General features: G+C 45.7%; 17 protein-coding genes. 10 read left to right on the top strand and 7 right to left on the bottom strand.

Annotated elements, in window-relative coordinates:
• Positions 1–126 precede the first annotated feature (126 nt).
• Complete coding sequence (locus tag LC20001_RS04040; RefSeq protein ID WP_145955951.1) at positions 127–1500, top strand: IS701 family transposase; 1374 nt, start codon at positions 127–129, stop codon at positions 1498–1500.
• 287 nt (positions 1501–1787) lie between these two features.
• Here the strand turns inward: LC20001_RS04040 and LC20001_RS04035 are convergent, their stop codons facing one another.
• Positions 1788–3110, bottom strand: coding sequence for an IS1380 family transposase (locus LC20001_RS04035; protein WP_099267116.1), 1323 nt, complete (start codon positions 3108–3110; stop codon positions 1788–1790).
• Between the two features lie 698 nt (positions 3111–3808).
• Here LC20001_RS04035 and LC20001_RS04025 point away from each other — a divergent pair.
• On the top strand, positions 3809–5083 hold the full coding sequence (locus tag LC20001_RS04025) for an O-acetylhomoserine aminocarboxypropyltransferase/cysteine synthase family protein (protein ID WP_010011686.1): 1275 nt from the start codon (positions 3809–3811) through the stop codon (positions 5081–5083).
• 52 nt (positions 5084–5135) lie between these two features.
• Entirely contained in the window at positions 5136–6128 is a 993-nt protein-coding gene (locus LC20001_RS04020; protein ID WP_010011687.1) for an NAD(P)/FAD-dependent oxidoreductase, read from the top strand.
• Positions 6129–6167: 39 nt separating this feature from the next.
• Here LC20001_RS04020 and LC20001_RS04015 read toward each other — a convergent pair whose 3' ends face one another.
• Together LC20001_RS04015 and LC20001_RS04010 are read right to left on the bottom strand one after the other, a co-directional pair.
• On the bottom strand, positions 6168–7280 hold the full coding sequence (locus LC20001_RS04015) for a GGDEF domain-containing protein (protein ID WP_010011688.1): 1113 nt from the start codon (positions 7278–7280) through the stop codon (positions 6168–6170).
• Positions 7281–7430: 150 nt separating this feature from the next.
• Positions 7431–8021 (bottom strand): GNAT family N-acetyltransferase, encoded by a 591-nt coding sequence (locus tag LC20001_RS04010; RefSeq protein ID WP_029508052.1) that lies wholly within the window; start codon positions 8019–8021, stop codon positions 7431–7433.
• Positions 8022–8231: 210 nt separating this feature from the next.
• Between LC20001_RS04010 and LC20001_RS04005 the strand changes: the two genes are divergently transcribed.
• The 7 genes from LC20001_RS04005 (at position 8232) to LC20001_RS03975 (ending at position 14138) form a co-directional block, all read left to right on the top strand.
• The gene (locus LC20001_RS04005) at positions 8232–8723 is read left to right on the top strand and encodes an ECF transporter S component (protein ID WP_010011692.1); all 492 of its coding nucleotides are present in this window, start codon (positions 8232–8234) and stop codon (positions 8721–8723) included.
• Between the two features lie 41 nt (positions 8724–8764).
• Positions 8765–9595 carry a PfkB family carbohydrate kinase gene (locus LC20001_RS04000; RefSeq protein ID WP_235804461.1) on the top strand — a complete coding sequence of 277 codons (831 nt, stop codon included), beginning with the start codon at positions 8765–8767 and terminating at the stop codon, positions 9593–9595.
• Positions 9596–9977: 382 nt separating this feature from the next.
• A complete protein-coding gene (locus LC20001_RS03995) occupies positions 9978–10886 on the top strand; it encodes a PLP-dependent cysteine synthase family protein (protein WP_010011694.1) in 909 nt (302 codons plus the stop codon).
• A gap of 18 nt (positions 10887–10904) precedes the next feature.
• Entirely contained in the window at positions 10905–12044 is a 1140-nt protein-coding gene (locus LC20001_RS03990) for a trans-sulfuration enzyme family protein (protein ID WP_010011695.1), read from the top strand.
• A 35-nt stretch (positions 12045–12079) separates the two neighbouring features.
• Positions 12080–12613, top strand: a complete 534-nt coding sequence (cysE, locus tag LC20001_RS03985) for a serine O-acetyltransferase (RefSeq protein ID WP_003677962.1) — start codon at positions 12080–12082, stop codon at positions 12611–12613.
• Between the two features lie 264 nt (positions 12614–12877).
• Positions 12878–13246, top strand: a complete 369-nt coding sequence (locus tag LC20001_RS03980; protein WP_010011699.1) for a hypothetical protein — start codon at positions 12878–12880, stop codon at positions 13244–13246.
• The gene (locus tag LC20001_RS03975) at positions 13185–14138 is read left to right on the top strand and encodes a phosphoglucose isomerase-related protein (protein WP_141707562.1); all 954 of its coding nucleotides are present in this window, start codon (positions 13185–13187) and stop codon (positions 14136–14138) included. Before LC20001_RS03980 ends, LC20001_RS03975 begins: the two co-directional genes overlap by 62 nt.
• A 36-nt stretch (positions 14139–14174) precedes the next feature.
• Here LC20001_RS03975 and LC20001_RS03970 read toward each other — a convergent pair whose 3' ends face one another.
• The 4 genes from LC20001_RS03970 to LC20001_RS03955 all read right to left on the bottom strand — a co-directional run bounded on the left by LC20001_RS03970 (position 14175) and on the right by LC20001_RS03955 (position 17201).
• A complete protein-coding gene (locus LC20001_RS03970) occupies positions 14175–14387 on the bottom strand; it encodes a PH domain-containing protein (protein ID WP_010011701.1) in 213 nt (70 codons plus the stop codon).
• A gap of 9 nt (positions 14388–14396) precedes the next feature.
• Entirely contained in the window at positions 14397–15530 is a 1134-nt protein-coding gene (locus tag LC20001_RS03965) for a hypothetical protein (protein WP_010011702.1), read from the bottom strand.
• Between the two features lie 2 nt (positions 15531–15532).
• Positions 15533–15913: a GntR family transcriptional regulator gene (locus LC20001_RS03960; RefSeq protein WP_010011703.1), complete on the bottom strand. Its 381-nt coding sequence runs from the start codon at positions 15911–15913 to the stop codon at positions 15533–15535.
• A 100-nt stretch (positions 15914–16013) separates the two neighbouring features.
• The gene (locus tag LC20001_RS03955; RefSeq protein ID WP_010011705.1) at positions 16014–17201 is read right to left on the bottom strand and encodes an MFS transporter; all 1188 of its coding nucleotides are present in this window, start codon (positions 17199–17201) and stop codon (positions 16014–16016) included.
• Positions 17202–17210 lie beyond the last annotated feature (9 nt).

The raw sequence follows: 17210 nt of genomic DNA, 5'->3' as shown, positions 1-17210 counted from the left end.
ATTTTGGTCATTTTTTTAACTTCCAGCACTTTACAGCTTTTTAAAAAAATTTGGATATAAAAAGGCACGAATGCCTATTCTTTGCTAAAATGAGTTCGTCTAAAAACCACTCAGAAAGAAGGATTCGTGTTGAACTCATTTTATCAAAAATCATCACTTTTAACCACCCTCCACGCCTATTTTTTTGATTTAAAAGCGGCTGGCTTGTCTAAGCCAATGGGCCTTAACTATTTTTGGTTGTGTCTAGCGTTGTTAGTGATCGGTGACCGCCACTCGATCCGCCACTTATTTGAACAATTTCTGGGCCGGGTGACGAAGCATTCTTTGAACACGTTTTATCGGGCTTTGGCAGTGATCGGTGACCACTTGCCACAGTTAGAAGTGCGCAACTTGACGTATTTACTGACCTTGATTCCCACTACTTGTCAGGACTTGCCCTTATTATTGGTTCTGGATGACACGGTCCAACCCAAGTTCGGCCACAAATTTACCGGCGTCAAATATCTATTCGATCACGCCGCACATACGGGTAAGCGGCTCGTCAATGCCCATGATTTCGTTACTTTAGGTCTGATGATCCCAACACAGCGGGACCAAGATGACCAGCCAGTTTATACGTTCTTGCCGTTAGCCACGCACCTTTATCAGGCGGAACAGGCGACCAAATACCAGCAAGCGGCGCAAATGATCAAGACGACTTTGAAATCGATCGCCAGCGACCAACAAGTGTTCCTACTGTGTGACAGTTGGTATCCCAAAGCTGAGATCAACCAACTGGTCATGACGCAACCTAATCTAGCTATGATCGCCAATGTGCGTAAAGATACCGCCATGTTTGGCTTACCCAAACGCACCGGTAAGCGCGGTCGGCCGCGGAAATATGGTGACCAGATCCATTTGGGAAATATTGCATTAAATCTTTGTTCGGCCGGAGATCAGATCGGTATAGTGCGGTGTCTGACACGCTTGATGCCCCAGCCAGTTTACATGATCCGCGTACAACGCAAGACGACTTGTCGTCTGTTCATGGCGACGAGCGCGCCCGAAGAATTAGCGGCGATCACAACCGAAACCCTAGCCGTTGATCCGACCCAGCTCACCTATCGGACGCCGGAGACCAGCGCCCCTGCGCCAGCGCTACGAGCGTTGGCCTACTATCAAAAACGTTGGGCGATCGAGACCTATTTTTATGAAATGAAAACATTCTGGCACTTCGGTGATTACGCCGTGCGTTCAGTAGCCAAGATTGAAGCCGATCATCATTTATTGAATACGGCGTATACCTTGATGATCGTATTGCCATTGACCCAACCTAGTTTAGCTTTTTTGGTAACCAAAAGTTTGCGTGAACGCAAACTCTGGTTAAGTCGGCAAATTCAAGCGGCGCTGTTTTTGGCTAGTTTAGCGCGGCAAGTGCAAAGGCGGTTAAAAACAACACCGGCCAAAGTGGTGATTCAGTGGTTGGCTTCTTGTTGGTCGGGGGTCAGTGAAAAGCTGTAAAGTGCTGTAACTTCCATAAAGGGCCCTTAAATTAGCGTCTTTAGTTACCTTAGCCAATTTTCTTTAGAAACAGTTATATACCTGAATTATGCATATGCATCAAATTGATTGGCCAAATTATCAGTTTTACGTAATTTCTCTATATTCACGACTTGGGCTAGTCATGACTAGCCAAGTTTGACTTAATTTAGTTAGTTTGATTAGTTTTCATACTTGATCGCGTCAAAAAAGTAGCCACTAATCCCTTGGTCAAACACAATAATTTTAAAAGTAACTGCGCTATTTTCTTAGTTGGTCACTAAGGGGCTTAACGTGTGAATGTTAGCTAATAAGGCTTCGATCTGCTGGCTAAAGACGTTGCTTTGCGCCAGATGAATGATTATTTTTCCGGCGTGACGGGCTAGTTTTCCAGCAACGTGAAAGATTTGAAAGCGTAGTGTACTAATGGTCGTGTTGCGCTGCTCTTTTGGTAAGGCCATTAACTTCATCAAGGCAATCAAGTTATAGGCAATGCCGCTGATAGTTGCCCGCGCGGCATTGGCAGTAAAGGTGTGGCTATTCGTCTTATCCATAAAAAAGCCGGCTTTACTTTCTTTGATCAGGTTTTCCATGGCCCCACGCTTTTGATAGGCTAAGTACAATAATTTGACCCCGGCTTCAGTCATATTAGTGACCACATATTGCCGTTCAAAGAATAGTTCACCTACTTGATGCGTCGATTTTACTAGGACGCGCCGATCAATCGACCAGCTCTTGGCCGCGTAGTTGAATTCACCATAGATGACCGAATTCTGATCAAAATGCTTGGGCACTACTGGTGTGAATTCATCAGCTAGTTGGTCTAAAGCGGCGTTTCGCTTCAGGCGGATCACATATTTTACATCATAAAATTCGCAGAGCGTATAAAGCTCAGGCGTCGCAAAACCACTATCACCGCGTAAAATCAACTGAACATCAAACGGCAATTCGCAAAAAACCGCAAAGATCGGGGCTAAGAATTCTTTGACACCAGTGCTGGTGTACTGATTGCCTGGACGTTGCTTGATTCCTAAAAGCAAATTCAGCTGCGCGATATAGGCCACTAGCGGATGGAAACCAGTAACCCCATAATGCGCATTGAAACTAGCAGCTTCTTGATGACCAAAGGTATCATAATGCGTCGAATCAACATCAAGCATGACCGTGTCAATATGGTTAGTCCTGATATAATCGAGCGCCAAGGTTAAAATCAAACGGTTCAAGTGCAGAACATCATCACAAGTTAGCGCACTTAAAAAACGAGAAATAGTCGGTTGGGGTGCTAAATCAGTCGTCCCATGGACCTGTTTCATGACTGGGTCGTGTTGTAGCGCGTCGGCCGCGACATCATTGCCGTAACCGGCAATATTCAGTTCCAGCATTTGATTGAGTAAGCTAGTTTTAGAATAATGAGGGCCAATACGTTTTTCGCTTAATTGTGCCGCCGCTTGATCAATAATTTGGTCAAGACCAGCTGCGTGCTTAAATTCGGCGTAAAACAACAGGCCTGCGTTATTTGAAAGTTGAACATCATCAGTCTTAATTTTGATTTTAGGGTTGAATCGCAGTTGGGTTTCGTGTAAGTTAGTCATGAGGCATCTCCTGTGTTCGTTATTGTTTGGTCGCTATAACAATAACACGGAAGGTGCTTTTTTGGTACACCATTTTGGTGAAACCCTCAATCAAAGGTAAAACGATGGTGTAGCAGCATTCTCGTTAAGGTTTAGGAAAAGATATGCATAATTCAGGATATATCAACGCTATAGGTCATTTTAGCATAAGATCGATAAAATAATTAATTTTAAAAATGAGCTTGACATTAAAAAAAGATGATGCTAGTTTAAGACACAAGTTAATATTCATGGCGACGAAAAGAAGAGTAGTCTTGTTTGTGTTTACAGCGAGTTTCAGTTGGTGGAAAGAAACAGCACAAGCTTGATGAAGATGAACTTGGAGCCAGTGCAGCCGCACCGTTAGCAAGCGATACTTTGCCGAGTATATAACTGTACTTTTTAAGGTATTGATCGTGAGGTCGATACGAATTTGGGTGGTAACGCGATGACCGTCGTCCCTTGTGCTGATTTAGCACGGGGGCGGCGGTTTTTATTTGCGCAAGAAGAAGGAGGCGAGTGCACCAGGATCGTTGCACCAAAGTTACATAAACAATATGTGACAAAAAACGCAAAGTTAGCTTATGTCTGCTTTAGCGTAAACGTAGTTGAAAAAGCAGATTATTACATAATCTACCCGCTTTTTCAATCACTCTAAACAAAAAACTGGAGGCTTTATCATGAGTAAAAAATTAAATTTTGAAACATTACAAGTTACTGCTGGTCAAACGGTCGATGAAACTGGTGCCCGCGCTGTACCAATTTACCAAACCACTTCTTACGTGTTCAAAGACGCCGCCCAAGCCGCTGGCCGCTTTGCTTTGACCGACGCCGGTAATATTTACACCCGCTTAACTAATCCGACCACCGATGTGTTGGAAAAACGAGTAGCGGCTTTGGAAAATGGGACTGCCGGTGTTGCTTTAGCGACAGGCTCCGCGGCGATTACCGCGGCGATCCTTAATGTGGCTGATGCTGGTGACGAAATTGTGTCAGCAAGCACCTTGTACGGTGGCACTTACGATCTGTTCAGCGTCACTTTGAAAAAGCTGGGTATCACGACGCATTTCGTTGACCCCGATGATCCGGCTAACTTTGAAACTGCGATCAATGAGCACACCAAAGCTTTGTATGTAGAAACCATCGGTAACCCGGGCATCAACTTGATCGACCTAGAGGCTGTGGCCGCAATTGCCCATAAGCACGGCTTGATCCTAATCGCCGATAATACTTTCGGCACACCATACTTGATCCAACCACTTGATCACGGTGTTGACGTGGTCGTTCATTCGGCGACTAAATTTATCGGCGGCCACGGCACGACCATGGGCGGTGTGATCGTAGAAAACGGTCAATTTGATTATGCGGCTAGCGGCCGTTACCCTGGTTTCACCACACCTGATCCACAATATAATGGCTTAGTTTGGACCGACGTTGCCCCAGCGGTATTTACCACGAAAGTGCGCGCTCAATCCTTGCGTGATCTCGGTGGTACGATCAGTCCCTTCAATTCGTTCTTGTTGATCCAAGGCCTGGAAAGCTTATCGCTACGGGTTGAGCGTCATGTCAGCAACGCCCGCAAGATCGTCAACTACTTAAACGAGCATCCCAAGGTCGCTTGGGTCAACTATCCCGAATTAGCCGACAGCCCGTACCATGACTTGGCCGAAAAATATTTTCCTAAAGGTGCGGGTTCGATCTTCACCATTGGGCTTAAAGGCGGCGAGGCCGCTGGTAAAGCCTTGATCGAACACCTTGAGCTGTTCTCCTTATTGGCTAACGTTGGTGACGCCCATTCTTTGATCATTCATCCCGCTTCAACGACCCATGCCCAATTAAATGCGGAAGAGCTGAAACAAACGGGGATCACGCCAGATTTGATTCGTTTATCGATTGGGATCGAAAACGTTGATGACTTGATCGCTGATTTGGATCAAGCACTGGCACAGATTTAAGATTGGCGACACCGACTAAAATTAACTTTAATGAACAATAGGAGGACGCTCAATGCAGCAAGATACGCATCTTTATGACTTAACCGTGATCGGTGGCGGCCCGATCGGTATGTTTGCCGCATTCTACGCCGGATTACGTGAGCTGGATACCCAGCTGATCGAAAGTTTACCCCAGTTAGGCGACCAAGTTGCTGCGCTTTATCCGGAAAAGATCATTCGCGATGTGGCTGGTTTTCCGCACATTAAAGGTCGCGAATTGGTCCATAGTTTGCAGGAACAGATGCTACAATTCACCGATTTCAAGCCACAAGTTTTCTGCGACGAAGAAGTGCTTGGCTTAGAAAAAAACAACGACGAGTTTATTTTGACTACGACTAAACGCATCACCCATACTCGACAGATCATTGTTGCCATCGGCGGTGGTGCCTTTTCCCCACGACCGCTGGCAGTTAATTATGACCCTAAGTTAGACGGTAAAGAAGTCTTTTACTTCGTTAAAAATGTCGCTGATTTTACCGGCAAAACGGTGGCGATCGCTGGTGGCGGTGATTCGGCGATTGATTGGGCGTTGACCCTAGAAGCCGTTGCACAAAAAGTTTATTTGATTCATCGCCGGCCGCGTTTTCGCGGTTTAGAGGCAAATGTGAAGCGACTGGAAGCCTCCAGTGTTGAATTAGTCACACCTTACAACATCACGCAATTGACCAAGCAGGCAACAGGTTTGGCGCTACAACTGAAACAAGCTAAAGGTTCTGCTGAACAAACATTGAATGTTGACGCCCTACTGGTCAACTACGGCTTTACCGCTGATAATCACGTTCTGCGCGATTGGGGCTTACCGCTAGAACATCGGGCCTTACCCGTTGACCAGAATATGGCGACTACGATCGCGGGTATTTATGGCATTGGCGATAGTGTTACCTACTCCGGCAAAACCAAACTGATCGCCGCGGGCTTTGGTGAAGCACCGACTGCAGTCAACCACATTGCAGAATCACTTTATCCAGAACGTAAACAGCCTTTACACAGCACCTCAATTGCGTAACTAAAAAACCTCGGGAATCTTTTCCTGAGGTTTTCTTATTCAATAGCCCGCAATGACCGCGTCACGCCCAGCTTGCTTAGCTTGATACAAATACTGGTCCGCCCGTTTGATCGTATCTTCGGCCTGCACATCGTTGCCTTGCAGCTTAGTCATGCCCACCGAGGCGGTAACGTTGATCTTATTTCCTTCATACATGACGTGTAGCTCATGTAATTGCTGGCGATAAGCTTCAACCACCTGTTTTGCTGCGGCTTGGTCGATCTCGGCCATGATCACATTAAATTCCTCGCCACCAGCACGGTAAACTTCCCATTCCGAATTTACTTGGTGAATATAGGTTTGTAGGTTATGGGCAAAGCTGGTCAACACCGCATTGCCGGCTAAATGCCCATACGTATCGTTGATCTGTTTAAAATGATCGATATCGATCGCCACCAAAACGATCTCATTGATCTGGGTACTCAACATTAGTTCATGATACAGCTGAAAATCCTGATTGAACTTCGCCCAATTAGGCACGCCGGTCAACCGATCATGCATCGTTTCGTAGATCAACTTGGCGCTGGCCGCACCGCGATTCTTTAGCAAGATACTGTATTGAAAAACGATTGTCTCAACGCAAACGTAACAAAACAACTGCACCAACAGTGATTGCCAGCTAAACGCATAAAAGGCCTTGAATAGCAGCCAAGTAAACGTGCCAAATGGCAGGACAAATGCCAAGTAGCGGCTAAGACTGCCAACTAACCACGCACTTTGCAGGTTGACCACAAATAAAATGATCAACAAACCGATCAAGGCCAACCATAGCCCCCAAGTTAACGTACCGTAGGAGCCAAATGTTGCCAGTGTCACTAACAAGAAAAGTAGGTTGGCACCTTTGTTACGCAGCGTCAAACAAGTATACAACGCAACCACCGTTTGTAAATTGACCATCGTCCACAGATTGGTCGTTAAAAAATGATGTAGGATCCGCAAACTAATTTCAACTGAACTCGCATAGACGACTAAAGCCAATTCACCAAATCTTAGCATCACTTGTTTTGAACGGTACCAGCGAATCGTGCCCTCTTCAATTCGCCGATAAATTGAAATATAGCCGATCGCAAAGAAAAACGACCAGAAAAACGTATTAAACAAATGCAGAACCATTACCAGCGCCCCTTTAAATTACCCGAAAAAAATGATATCACTATTATTTATTCTTAGTATAAATTATTTTTCTAGGTTGTAAGTCCACTCAAGCTTAAACGCATTAAAAAAAGCCAACTACTCGGTTGCGAATAGTTGGCCATGACACGACTAGCTGGCAATTGCCGGTGCATCGTCTAAGTCAAGTTGCATGTGATAATAATGATGATCCCCGATCATCATCGTTCCGACAGTTTCAAAGTCATGGCCCTGATACAAACGCTTTGCACCAGGATTAGCAAAGTCAACGTTCAAGCCGATCGTAGACAGGCCGCTATTTTTAACAAGGCGCGGCAAGGCTTTAAGCAGTTGACTACCGATCCCTTTGCCCTGATAATTAGGGTCAACGGCGATCGAATCAAGATACCATTCATTATTGAATGCTTCGGAATCAGGAATCAGGGGTTGAGTTTGAAAACTTTTGACGCGCTGGGAGATCTTCGTCAGTATGGCGTCGACATGATCCTCATTTTTGTCAGGATAGCCGAAAGCCACACCCACGATCCGTTGGTTGATTTCGGCCACCACGGTAGTTGCCATCCCCGACAAATAAGTCGGTAACTGGTAAGCTGCCCTGATGACCTTCAGTAAGTCACCTTCAGGAACGTCTTCAAGTTCGTCTAATTGCATTTCATCGTAGATCAGGTTGATCAAGGGGGCTATCTGGCCCGCATCATCAGGTGTTGCTTCTCGTATTATCACAGTAACACTACTTTCTTAAATTTTTATAGTTACCTAAATGAATCATATTATTAAAAATAATCTAATTTATTTAAGCAAATTAGCATTAATATAAAAAAACAATTTAGCTTTTTTCTTAACGCTAGTTTAAGCATACCTAAACTTTTTTTACTTGTCAAAATAAGTGCAATTAAGAAATACTAAAATTTATTTACTTGGGGAGGTTATTTTATGCAAACAAATCAATTAGCTAAGCGCTTGGTATTGCCGGCGCTACTGATCGCATTAAATGTTGTGATCGCGCGTATTTTTATTATTCCGGTGCCGATGACACATGGGAATATCAATCTTTGTGACGCTGGGATCTTTATTGCGGCACTACTTTATGGTCGCCGAACTGGCTTACTTGTGGGCGGTTTAAGTGGCTTTTTACTGGATCTGATTTCCGGTTACTCACAATACATGGTCTTTTCATTAGTGGTTCATGGCCTAGAAGGCTTTATTGTTGGGTGGATCGGCTACCAAGCAGTGCGCAAGGTCCAATTATTCGCGCTTTTAGTTGGCGGTTTGATCGTGATTGCTGGCTACTTTGTCACTGATACATTATTGTACTCACTAACACCAGGATTAGTTGGCATTCCAACCAACGCTGTACAAGTCATTGCCGGCGCTGTAGTCGCCTTACCACTGGTGATCAAATTGCGCCAACCACTGAAATTATGATGCGGCAGAATAAAAATAGTTTACCGGTGGCCCCGTTGCTAGTGGCACAAGATCTCTCCGCCATTGGCAGCCTATCGTTACAAGTGGCGCTGCCCATATTAAGTGCGTTTGATCTACCACTAGCGGCCTTACCGACTAACCTTTTTTCGACTCAAACTGAAGGCTTTAACCCACCGGCCGCCGCAAAAATCGCGCCATGGCTTTTAGCAACCTTTCATCACTGGCAGCAACAAAAGCTAACTTTTTCTGGACTTTTATTAGGCTATTTGGGCACTAACGACTTAGTCGCGATCATACAACAGTTGGTCGCACGCCAGTCGCTACCGACGATTATTTTTGATCCTGTAATGGCCGACCAAAACGCACTTTATCCTGATCTACCAGCCGATTACCCCTACCACCTAGCCAAACTATTGCCCTACGCCACAGTGATCACACCGAATCTAACCGAAGCTCAGCTACTAACTGGTATCACCGTTGGCACAACGCCAACCCAAAATGAACAGTATCAATTGCTAAAGGCGCTGGAACAAAAATTATCGGCGCACGGTCATGCGGTGATCACCAGTGTTGTTCAGCAGCAACAAATTGGTTGTATTTGGTTGACTCATGGCCGGTTGCAATTCTCCGGTTACCCACGCTTACCCGGTCACTTTTATGGCAGTGGCGATGTGTTAACTGCCCTACTAACGGGCTTTTTACAGCATGGTGAAGGGTTGCCTACCGCAATCAAATATGCGGTCAACGGCACTTTTTTGGCGTTGCAACAAACGGCGCATAGCCAACGCGAGCGCCGTTATGGCATTATTTTAAGCGACTTATTGTTTGCCACTGGTCAGTATTTACGTGGCGGCCAATTTTTAACAAAATAAATTTTTCACTTGACAATCATTCGGTCAGCCCGTATTCTGAAAGAGTAATCAATCCGGACGAATGAGCGCAACTTAAAATTTTGTCTGGGAAATATTGCAAGGTTAATTTTACGCTAATTAGCGTAAACCTGGTTGAAAAAGCAGATTTTTCAACCCATTCTTGAATTAAGGAGGCACAATCAATGTTCAACTTAACGTTTGTCAATGCTAGCGTATGTTGTTGTGTACCGCGTCTTTCGCGATACACTGATTGTGCTACCCAAAAATAATTCGGTTAGCAGCTTATCTTAATCAGTTGAATTGTGAAAGGCGCAGATTTGTTTAAAACAAATCCGCGCCTTTTTTCTATCCTAAACTTGCGCCCAAGAAAAGAGGAAGTACTATGATCTATCAAAACGTCAACCAATTGATCGGCGACACACCCTTGTTAGAATTGGATTTACCGGTTCCAAACGACAGCCATATTTATGCCAAATTAGAAATGTTTAACCCTGGTGGTAGCATTAAAGATCGCCTCGGTGTGGCCATGATTGAAGCCGGCATTAAACAAGGTAAGATCACTACTGGTACAACGATCATCGAACCAACTGCCGGCAATACTGGCATTGGTGTGGCACTGGCAGCCCAACAACATCACTTACCAGTCATTCTGGTAGTACCGGAAAAATTCAGCTTTGAAAAACAAACGTTGATGAAAGCACTTGGCGCTAAGTTGATCAATACGCCAACTGCTGCTGGTATCAAAGGCGCTATCGCTAAAGCGGAAGAATTGGCGGCGGCAACACCGAGCAGTTTCGTCCCGATGCAGTTTAAGAATCCAGCGAATCCGCAGGCTTATTACGATACTTTAGGCCCTGAATTGACTGCTGACCTAGGCACCAAGATCGATGCCTTTGTCGCTGGTGCTGGTAGTGGTGGTACCTTTGCAGGTATTGCAAAATATTTACAGGATCGCCTGCCGCAAGTTAAGGCTTATACCGTTGAACCTGAAGGCTCGATCCTTAATGGTGGCCCCGAGCATAGTCACCGCACCGAAGGGATTGGCGTTGAATTTGTACCACCTTTTTTCCAAGACGTCAAAATCGATCAAATCTACACGATCAGCGATGATGATGCCTTTACCAACGTTAAATTATTGGCACAGGAACATGGCTTACTCGTTGGTAGCTCTAGTGGCGCTGCATTGGCCGCCAGTCTACAAGTAGCTGCTACACTACCAGCTGGCAGCAACATCATCACTATTTTTCCAGACAGCAGCGAACGTTATCTTAGCGAAAATATTTATCAATAGAAAATGGAGGAATTTAACATGAAATTTGATACAACCTTGATCCACGGCGGCGTTAGCGAAGACAAAGATACAGGTGCCGTTAGTGTGCCGATCTACCAAAGTTCCACTTTCCATCAACATGTTCTTGGTGGCGAACCTAAATGGGAATACGCCCGCACCGGTAACCCAACCCGCAATGCCGTAGAACAATTAATCGCCGATCTTGAAGGCGGCGTAGCTGGTTTTGCCTTTGCTTCCGGTTCAGCAGCTATTCATGCTGTTTTATCCCTATTTTCACAAGGTGATCATTTAGTTGTCGGCAACGATGTTTACGGCGGTACTTTCCGCTTGCTAAATCAAGTAATGGTTCGCCAAGGCTTGACCTTTACTGCTGTCGACACACGTGACCTGGATGCCGTTGCTGCGGCCATCCAAGATAACACCAAAGCCTTATATTTAGAAACCCCCACTAACCCGCTGCTACACGTTTCTGATTTGAAAGCACTTAGCAGTCTAGCTAAAAAGCATGATCTGCTGACGATCGTTGATAACACGTTCGCCACACCGTACAACCAACGGCCACTGGAACTGGGCGCTGATATTGTGGTGCATAGCGCCTCCAAATACCTCGGTGGTCATAGCGATCTTGTGGCTGGCTTAGCGGTCACGAACAATACCGATTTGGCCGAACGCATTGGCTTCTTGCAAAACGCGATCGGCGCGATTCTTGGCCCCCAAGATAGTTGGTTATTACAACGCGGCATTAAAACATTAGGCGTCCGGATGCGGGCCCATGAAGCTAACACCCAAGCCGTTTTCCACTATTTGGAAAAACAAACAAAAGTTGCTAAAATCTATTATCCTGGCCAACCGGGCACTGAAGATTATGCAACGGCCAAAGCGCAAATGGATGGCTTTGGCGGGATGATCTCCTTTGAATTACAAGCTGGTTTAGACGCCAAAACTTTCGTTGAAAGTTTGAAGTTAGTGGCTTTGGCCGAAAGCTTAGGCTCACTAGAAAGTTTGATCGAAGTGCCGGCAGTGATGACTCATGGCTCAATTCCCCGTGAAATTCGTTTAGCCAATGGTATTCAAGATGAACTGATCCGGTTATCAGTTGGCCTAGAAGATATTACCGATCTGATCGCTGATTTAGACCAAGCCTTTGCTGCACTATAAGCAATAAATCGATTCTAATAAAGGAGGAACCCATCATGTTTGCCACCGCGAAGGCCATTCAACGACGTGATCCAGCGGCGCACAGTTTACTGGAAGTTTTACTGACATACTCTGGATTGCATGCGCTGACGTGGCATCGTTTTTCACACTGGCTTTACCAACATCATTTTTATTTAGCCGCTAGTCTCAGTGCGCATTGGGCCAAAAAAATTACCGGGATCGAAATTCATCCCGGCGCCCAGATCGGCCGGCAGCTTTTTATTGATCATGGTGCCGGCGTTGTGATCGGCGAAACTGCTATCGTGGGTGATAACGTGACGATCTTACACGGTGTCACCCTGGGTTCGCGCCACGCCACCAATGGCCGCCGTCATCCCCAAGTGGGTAACAACGTACTGATTGGTGCCCACGCGCAAATTCTCGGTCCGATCACGATCCATGACAATGCTAAAATTGGTGCTGGCGCGGTGGTCCTTGATGACGTTGCGGCTGGTCACACGGCGGTTGGTATCCCAGCGCAAGCGCAGCCACAGCACCCTGCAAAAATCGTTCAACTTGCACACAATTAGCCCGTGAATTAAGGGCACGTGTTAACAGGAGTTGTGACATAAGGCAATTTTTTCCGCTTAGCTACGATCGTCAAATAATCCACTACGTGAATTATTCGCCGCTCTAGGCTAATGCTCAAAAGCTGGGCGCCTTATGTCACACTCTTTAGTTCCATTTAAGTTAGTGATTATATGATAGGTGATAATCGATTGCCGGTACTCTTTGGCTGATCAAAATAAGGCGGCGCGATAAACCATCACGGCCGCGCAAAAGGAAGTTATCTTATGCTCACCGTTAACTTAAAAACCGATTCGCAATTCGCTGACACTAAATTTAATACTTATCAACAAACAAATCTGGATAGTTTGCACCACGTTCAAGCCGCTGATCCAACTAATAGTGCGGATCTCGGCTGGTTGACCGTCACTGAGTGGGCTGATTCAATGGAGCAGGAACACCTGAAAGAACTGGCAGCTAAAGTACAAGCCTACGCCGATGTTCTTGTGATCATTGGTGTTGGTGGCGCCAATCAGGCCGCACGTGCCGTTATTGAAGCCTTTGGTCAAAAGCACGATCAGGTGCAGATCATTTATGCCGGCACTAACCTTTCACCTGATTATTTATCGGCGCTTACTCGCGGATCTAGCGGATAAAGAGGTCTATGTCGATGTGATCGCCAAAAATTTCACCACGCTGGAACCGGGAATCGGCTACCGAATCTTCAAACCATTCCTACAACAAAAATACGGTGCTGCTTATGCCAAACATCTAATCGTCACCGGCACGCACGGCAGTAATTTGGAAAAATTAGCACAAGCTGAAGGCTACGCTTTTCTCACTTTTCCCACCGATACCGGTAGCCGGTTCTCCGCCTTTAGCAACGTTGGCCTGTTTCCAATGGCCGTCGCTGGGATCGACATCACCACATTGGTTCACGGGGCCATGCAAATGCGGACCGCGCTGCAAACCGATATCACCATCAATAATCCCGCTTTTCAATACGCCACACTGCGTAATTTTCTATTACACCATGGCAAGAATATCGAAGTATTGGCCCATTTTGAACCGCAATTAGATTACTTTGGTCGTTGGTGGACACAACTTTTTGCCGAAAGTGAAGGTAAACAATGTAGCGGCCTGTTCCCCGTTGCGCTGACCTATTCTGAAGATCTTCATTCCGTTGGCCAGTATATTCAACAAGGTCAACGGCAATTATTGGAAACCATGGTGATCATTGATCAACCGCAAACTGATTTAACGATCCAGCTTAGTGGTGTCAACGATGATCTTGATTATTTAAACGGCTTAGGCCTTTGGCAGATCAACAAAATCGCTGAAGATGCGACGATCACCGCGCATCAGGAAAGCGGCGTACCCATTATCAAGTTGCATTTGGCCGAGTTAGACGTTACTAGTATCGGTAGTTTATTCTATTTTTTCGAATACGCCGTCTTTATCTCGGCAACGCTGGCGCAGATCAATCCGTTCGATCAGCCTGGCGTTGAGGCTTACAAACAATTAATGTTCGCCGGTCTCGGTAAATAATTGATAAAAGGCTAGGACAAAAGTCCCGGCCTTTTATTATTGCAGTGCCCGATATAAACGGCGCGTTTCTTGTGGTTGTTTCGCGGCAAAATAATAATCACGCTGTTTTGTGCGGATCAGCAAAACCGCTCCAGTATCTTGAGCCACATATAATTTTGCCGCCCGTTTCTCCACGCGAAAGTTACCTAAAGCAAAATGAGTCGTGCCGATCCCATTCATCCGTACCGCACCGACCGGTAATTGTTGCAATAAACGTACCTACTTGATCTGTTGCCGCTTGATCTGACTGGTAGCCGTACCTGGCGCTTTTAATGTGACTTGCTCAGTGGTTGCACTGGCGCGAATACCACCACCACCAAAATCCAACGCCAATAAATTACCAACAACGCCAAAAAGTAAACCTAGCACCAAAACTAGCGTCACACCGCCTATGATTTTGCCGGCTGGCCGACCTAAATTTAACGAAATATTAGTGCCGACCCGATCTGGTACAAATAGACGGCGGTCGCTGGGATTATTATACATCGCGTAACGCCAGAAACGATCTTCATCAGTCGTTGTCTTCAGCGCAAATTCACCTAGCAGCCGATCTTCAAAATTACGTTCACGAATCAAATCATAGACCAAGTACACGCAAAAAATAATGACCAGAACTAAATAGACGTAAATAATGCTGAAAGTGATCGTCGTTAAAGTGACCACCAGCGGCAACACCCCTAGCATATAACTGCCAATAACCATTTGGCGCGACCAGGTTTGCCGATAAGCATCATTAAGTGCTCGGTCATGTTCCGGTTGCGTCGTCAATGCACGCACTGGTAAAGCAGCAACGACCCAATATAATAGTAGAAACAGCCCCCAGCAAAGGAGCAAAGCTAACATCAAAGGCCAACTAGTTGCCCAGCCCAGCGTAAAATAGTTACTGACTAAACCAATCAATAACAGTGACCCACTACCGCCAAACCAGTTGAGCGACAGCAAGCGCCGATTTTTAGTCAAAACTAACTGCGTATCGACCACCTTTTCCGTGGTAGCCGGCAACGCCCAGCCTTGCTGCCGTTTAAGTCGATTCATTTTATGAATAAAATGAACTTCGGTTCCATAAAAAGCACCGATCAAACCGAATAATAATAAAACAAAATAAAGTAACGCTAATGAATCAAAGTGAACAAAGATCAACGGCAGACCAACTAAACTAAAAAATAATGCTAACCACCATAATTGCTTAGTGTACTGTTGCGTTAGTTGGCGCACTGCAGGGTGCTTTAACTGTGCCCCAGGCAATGTCGTTTCCAAGATCACATTTTTATGCGGTTTAGCTGGCAGCATAGCTGTGGCCGCCATCACCACCGCCACAAAAATATTTAAACCAACAAAGATCCAATTCAGCATAGTCATTCCCCCTTCGTAAACCCACGATACTGTTCAGTTACTAACTGCTGCACATCTTGGACTGATAAGCCGCGAATCTTGGCCGCCGCCGTCAGTAAGTGTAACTGTGTTTGTAGTGCCTGCATAAATATCGTATCGGCTTGAAAATCAGCCGCCACTCGTGTCCCTTGGCTACGATCACTGATCAAGTAGCCCTCAGACTTCAACAAGTTGTATCCCTTTGCCACCGTTAGCATATTTACGTTTAATTCATCGGCCAACTGGCGCACCGCCGGTAAGGCTTCACCTGGCCGCAACGCCCCAGCCGCTAAGCCTAAAATAATTTGATCATGGATCTGCTGATAAAGCGGCACTTCACTGGCCACATCAATTCGTAACCGCATTTGCTCACCCGTTTCTTTATTTCAGTTGTATTATATCATATATAACAAACAGTACAATAAAAAGCGTGACTATTTTTAGCCACGCTTTCCTTTTAAAGCACTACGCCAAAACACGACCGCGCGTTTCCTCACCTAATAACGCCACCGCTAAAATACCGATAATGATCGCCCCAGTAAAAATAGCGAAGATTGCATTAACGCTGACCTGCGCGGTTAATAAGTAACCCACTAACAGCGGCCCCACAATACCGCCGATCCGACCAAAGGCTGCGGCCATCCCGGTTCCAGTTCCACGAATGGCAGTGGGATACTGCTCTGGTGAATAAGCGTACAACGCACCCCAAGCACCTAAATCAAAAAACGACAGCAAAGCGCCGGAAACTAACAAATTTCCTAAACTGGCGGCATGACCAAAATAATAGGCGCTTAACGCCGTCCCTAACAAATACACGATCAGTACCCATTTACGGCCCCACTTTTCGATCAACCATGCCGCGGTGAAATAACCCGGTAATTGCGCCAACGTCATCGCCAGTACATAACCGAAACTATTTAACAGACTGTACCCTTTCAGCACTAAAACACTAGGTAACCAGAGAAACATCCCATAATATGAAAAGACCACCGCAAACCATAATAACCACAACATTAATGTAGCCTTAGCGTATGGCGCTGACCAAACCGCACGAATATTTTGCAATAAAGTTGGCCGCTCACTTTTAGCAACCGTCACTGGCTCATGAATTTGCCAGCGAATGTATAGCGCATAAACCGCCGTCAAGGCAGTGCCTAAAGCGGCAACACGCCAGCCGAAACGCGGAATTATAAAATAAGCGATCAACGCCGCACAGATCCAACCACCGGCCCAAAAACTCTCCAATAAAACCACGATGCGCCCGCGCTTTTCTGGCGCAACGCTTTCGGAAACCAACGTTGACGCCACCGGCAGTTCACCGCCAAGGCCAGCACCAACAAAAAAACGAATAATTGCAAAAATGGTGAAACTAGTCGCCAAAACAGAAATCCCACTACCGATAGAAAATAATAACAACGTTAATACTAAAACATCGCGCCGACCAATGCGATCAGCTAAAATACCAAAAAATAAGGCACCAACTGCCATCCCGATCGAACTGATACTGCCCAGCCAACCCATTTGTACAGTATTCAGTTGCCATTCACTTTTTAACGCCGCAATAATAAACGATAACAAACCCACATCTAACGCATCAAACAACCACGCAAACCCAGCCACCGTCAACAGTTTACCTTCACTAACTTTTTGCATTTTTCCGCC

Origin of the sequence: Loigolactobacillus coryniformis subsp. coryniformis KCTC 3167 = DSM 20001 (genome assembly GCF_002706425.1) — a bacterium.
Classification (GTDB): Bacteria; Bacillota; Bacilli; order Lactobacillales; family Lactobacillaceae; genus Loigolactobacillus; species Loigolactobacillus coryniformis.
Note: the sequence above shows the minus strand (reverse complement) of the source record. Positions and strands in the feature narration are given on the sequence as shown.

Excerpts from the sequence above, each read along its gene's own strand:
- LC20001_RS04035 (WP_099267116.1), bottom strand. The coding sequence starts at position 3,110 with ATGACTAACTTACACGAAACCCAACTGCGATTCAACCCTAAAATCAAA.
- LC20001_RS04025 (WP_010011686.1), top strand. The coding sequence starts at position 3,809 with ATGAGTAAAAAATTAAATTTTGAAACATTACAAGTTACTGCTGGTCAA.
- LC20001_RS04020 (WP_010011687.1), top strand. The coding sequence starts at position 5,136 with ATGCAGCAAGATACGCATCTTTATGACTTAACCGTGATCGGTGGCGGC.
- LC20001_RS04015 (WP_010011688.1), bottom strand. The coding sequence starts at position 7,280 with ATGGTTCTGCATTTGTTTAATACGTTTTTCTGGTCGTTTTTCTTTGCG.
- LC20001_RS04005 (WP_010011692.1), top strand. The coding sequence starts at position 8,232 with ATGCAAACAAATCAATTAGCTAAGCGCTTGGTATTGCCGGCGCTACTG.
- LC20001_RS03995 (WP_010011694.1), top strand. The coding sequence starts at position 9,978 with ATGATCTATCAAAACGTCAACCAATTGATCGGCGACACACCCTTGTTA.
- LC20001_RS03990 (WP_010011695.1), top strand. The coding sequence starts at position 10,905 with ATGAAATTTGATACAACCTTGATCCACGGCGGCGTTAGCGAAGACAAA.
- cysE (WP_003677962.1), top strand. The coding sequence starts at position 12,080 with ATGTTTGCCACCGCGAAGGCCATTCAACGACGTGATCCAGCGGCGCAC.
- LC20001_RS03980 (WP_010011699.1), top strand. The coding sequence starts at position 12,878 with ATGCTCACCGTTAACTTAAAAACCGATTCGCAATTCGCTGACACTAAA.
- LC20001_RS03975 (WP_141707562.1), top strand. The coding sequence starts at position 13,185 with ATGCCGGCACTAACCTTTCACCTGATTATTTATCGGCGCTTACTCGCG.
- LC20001_RS03965 (WP_010011702.1), bottom strand. The coding sequence starts at position 15,530 with ATGCTGAATTGGATCTTTGTTGGTTTAAATATTTTTGTGGCGGTGGTG.
- LC20001_RS03960 (WP_010011703.1), bottom strand. The coding sequence starts at position 15,913 with ATGCGGTTACGAATTGATGTGGCCAGTGAAGTGCCGCTTTATCAGCAG.
- LC20001_RS03955 (WP_010011705.1), bottom strand. The coding sequence starts at position 17,201 with ATGCAAAAAGTTAGTGAAGGTAAACTGTTGACGGTGGCTGGGTTTGCG.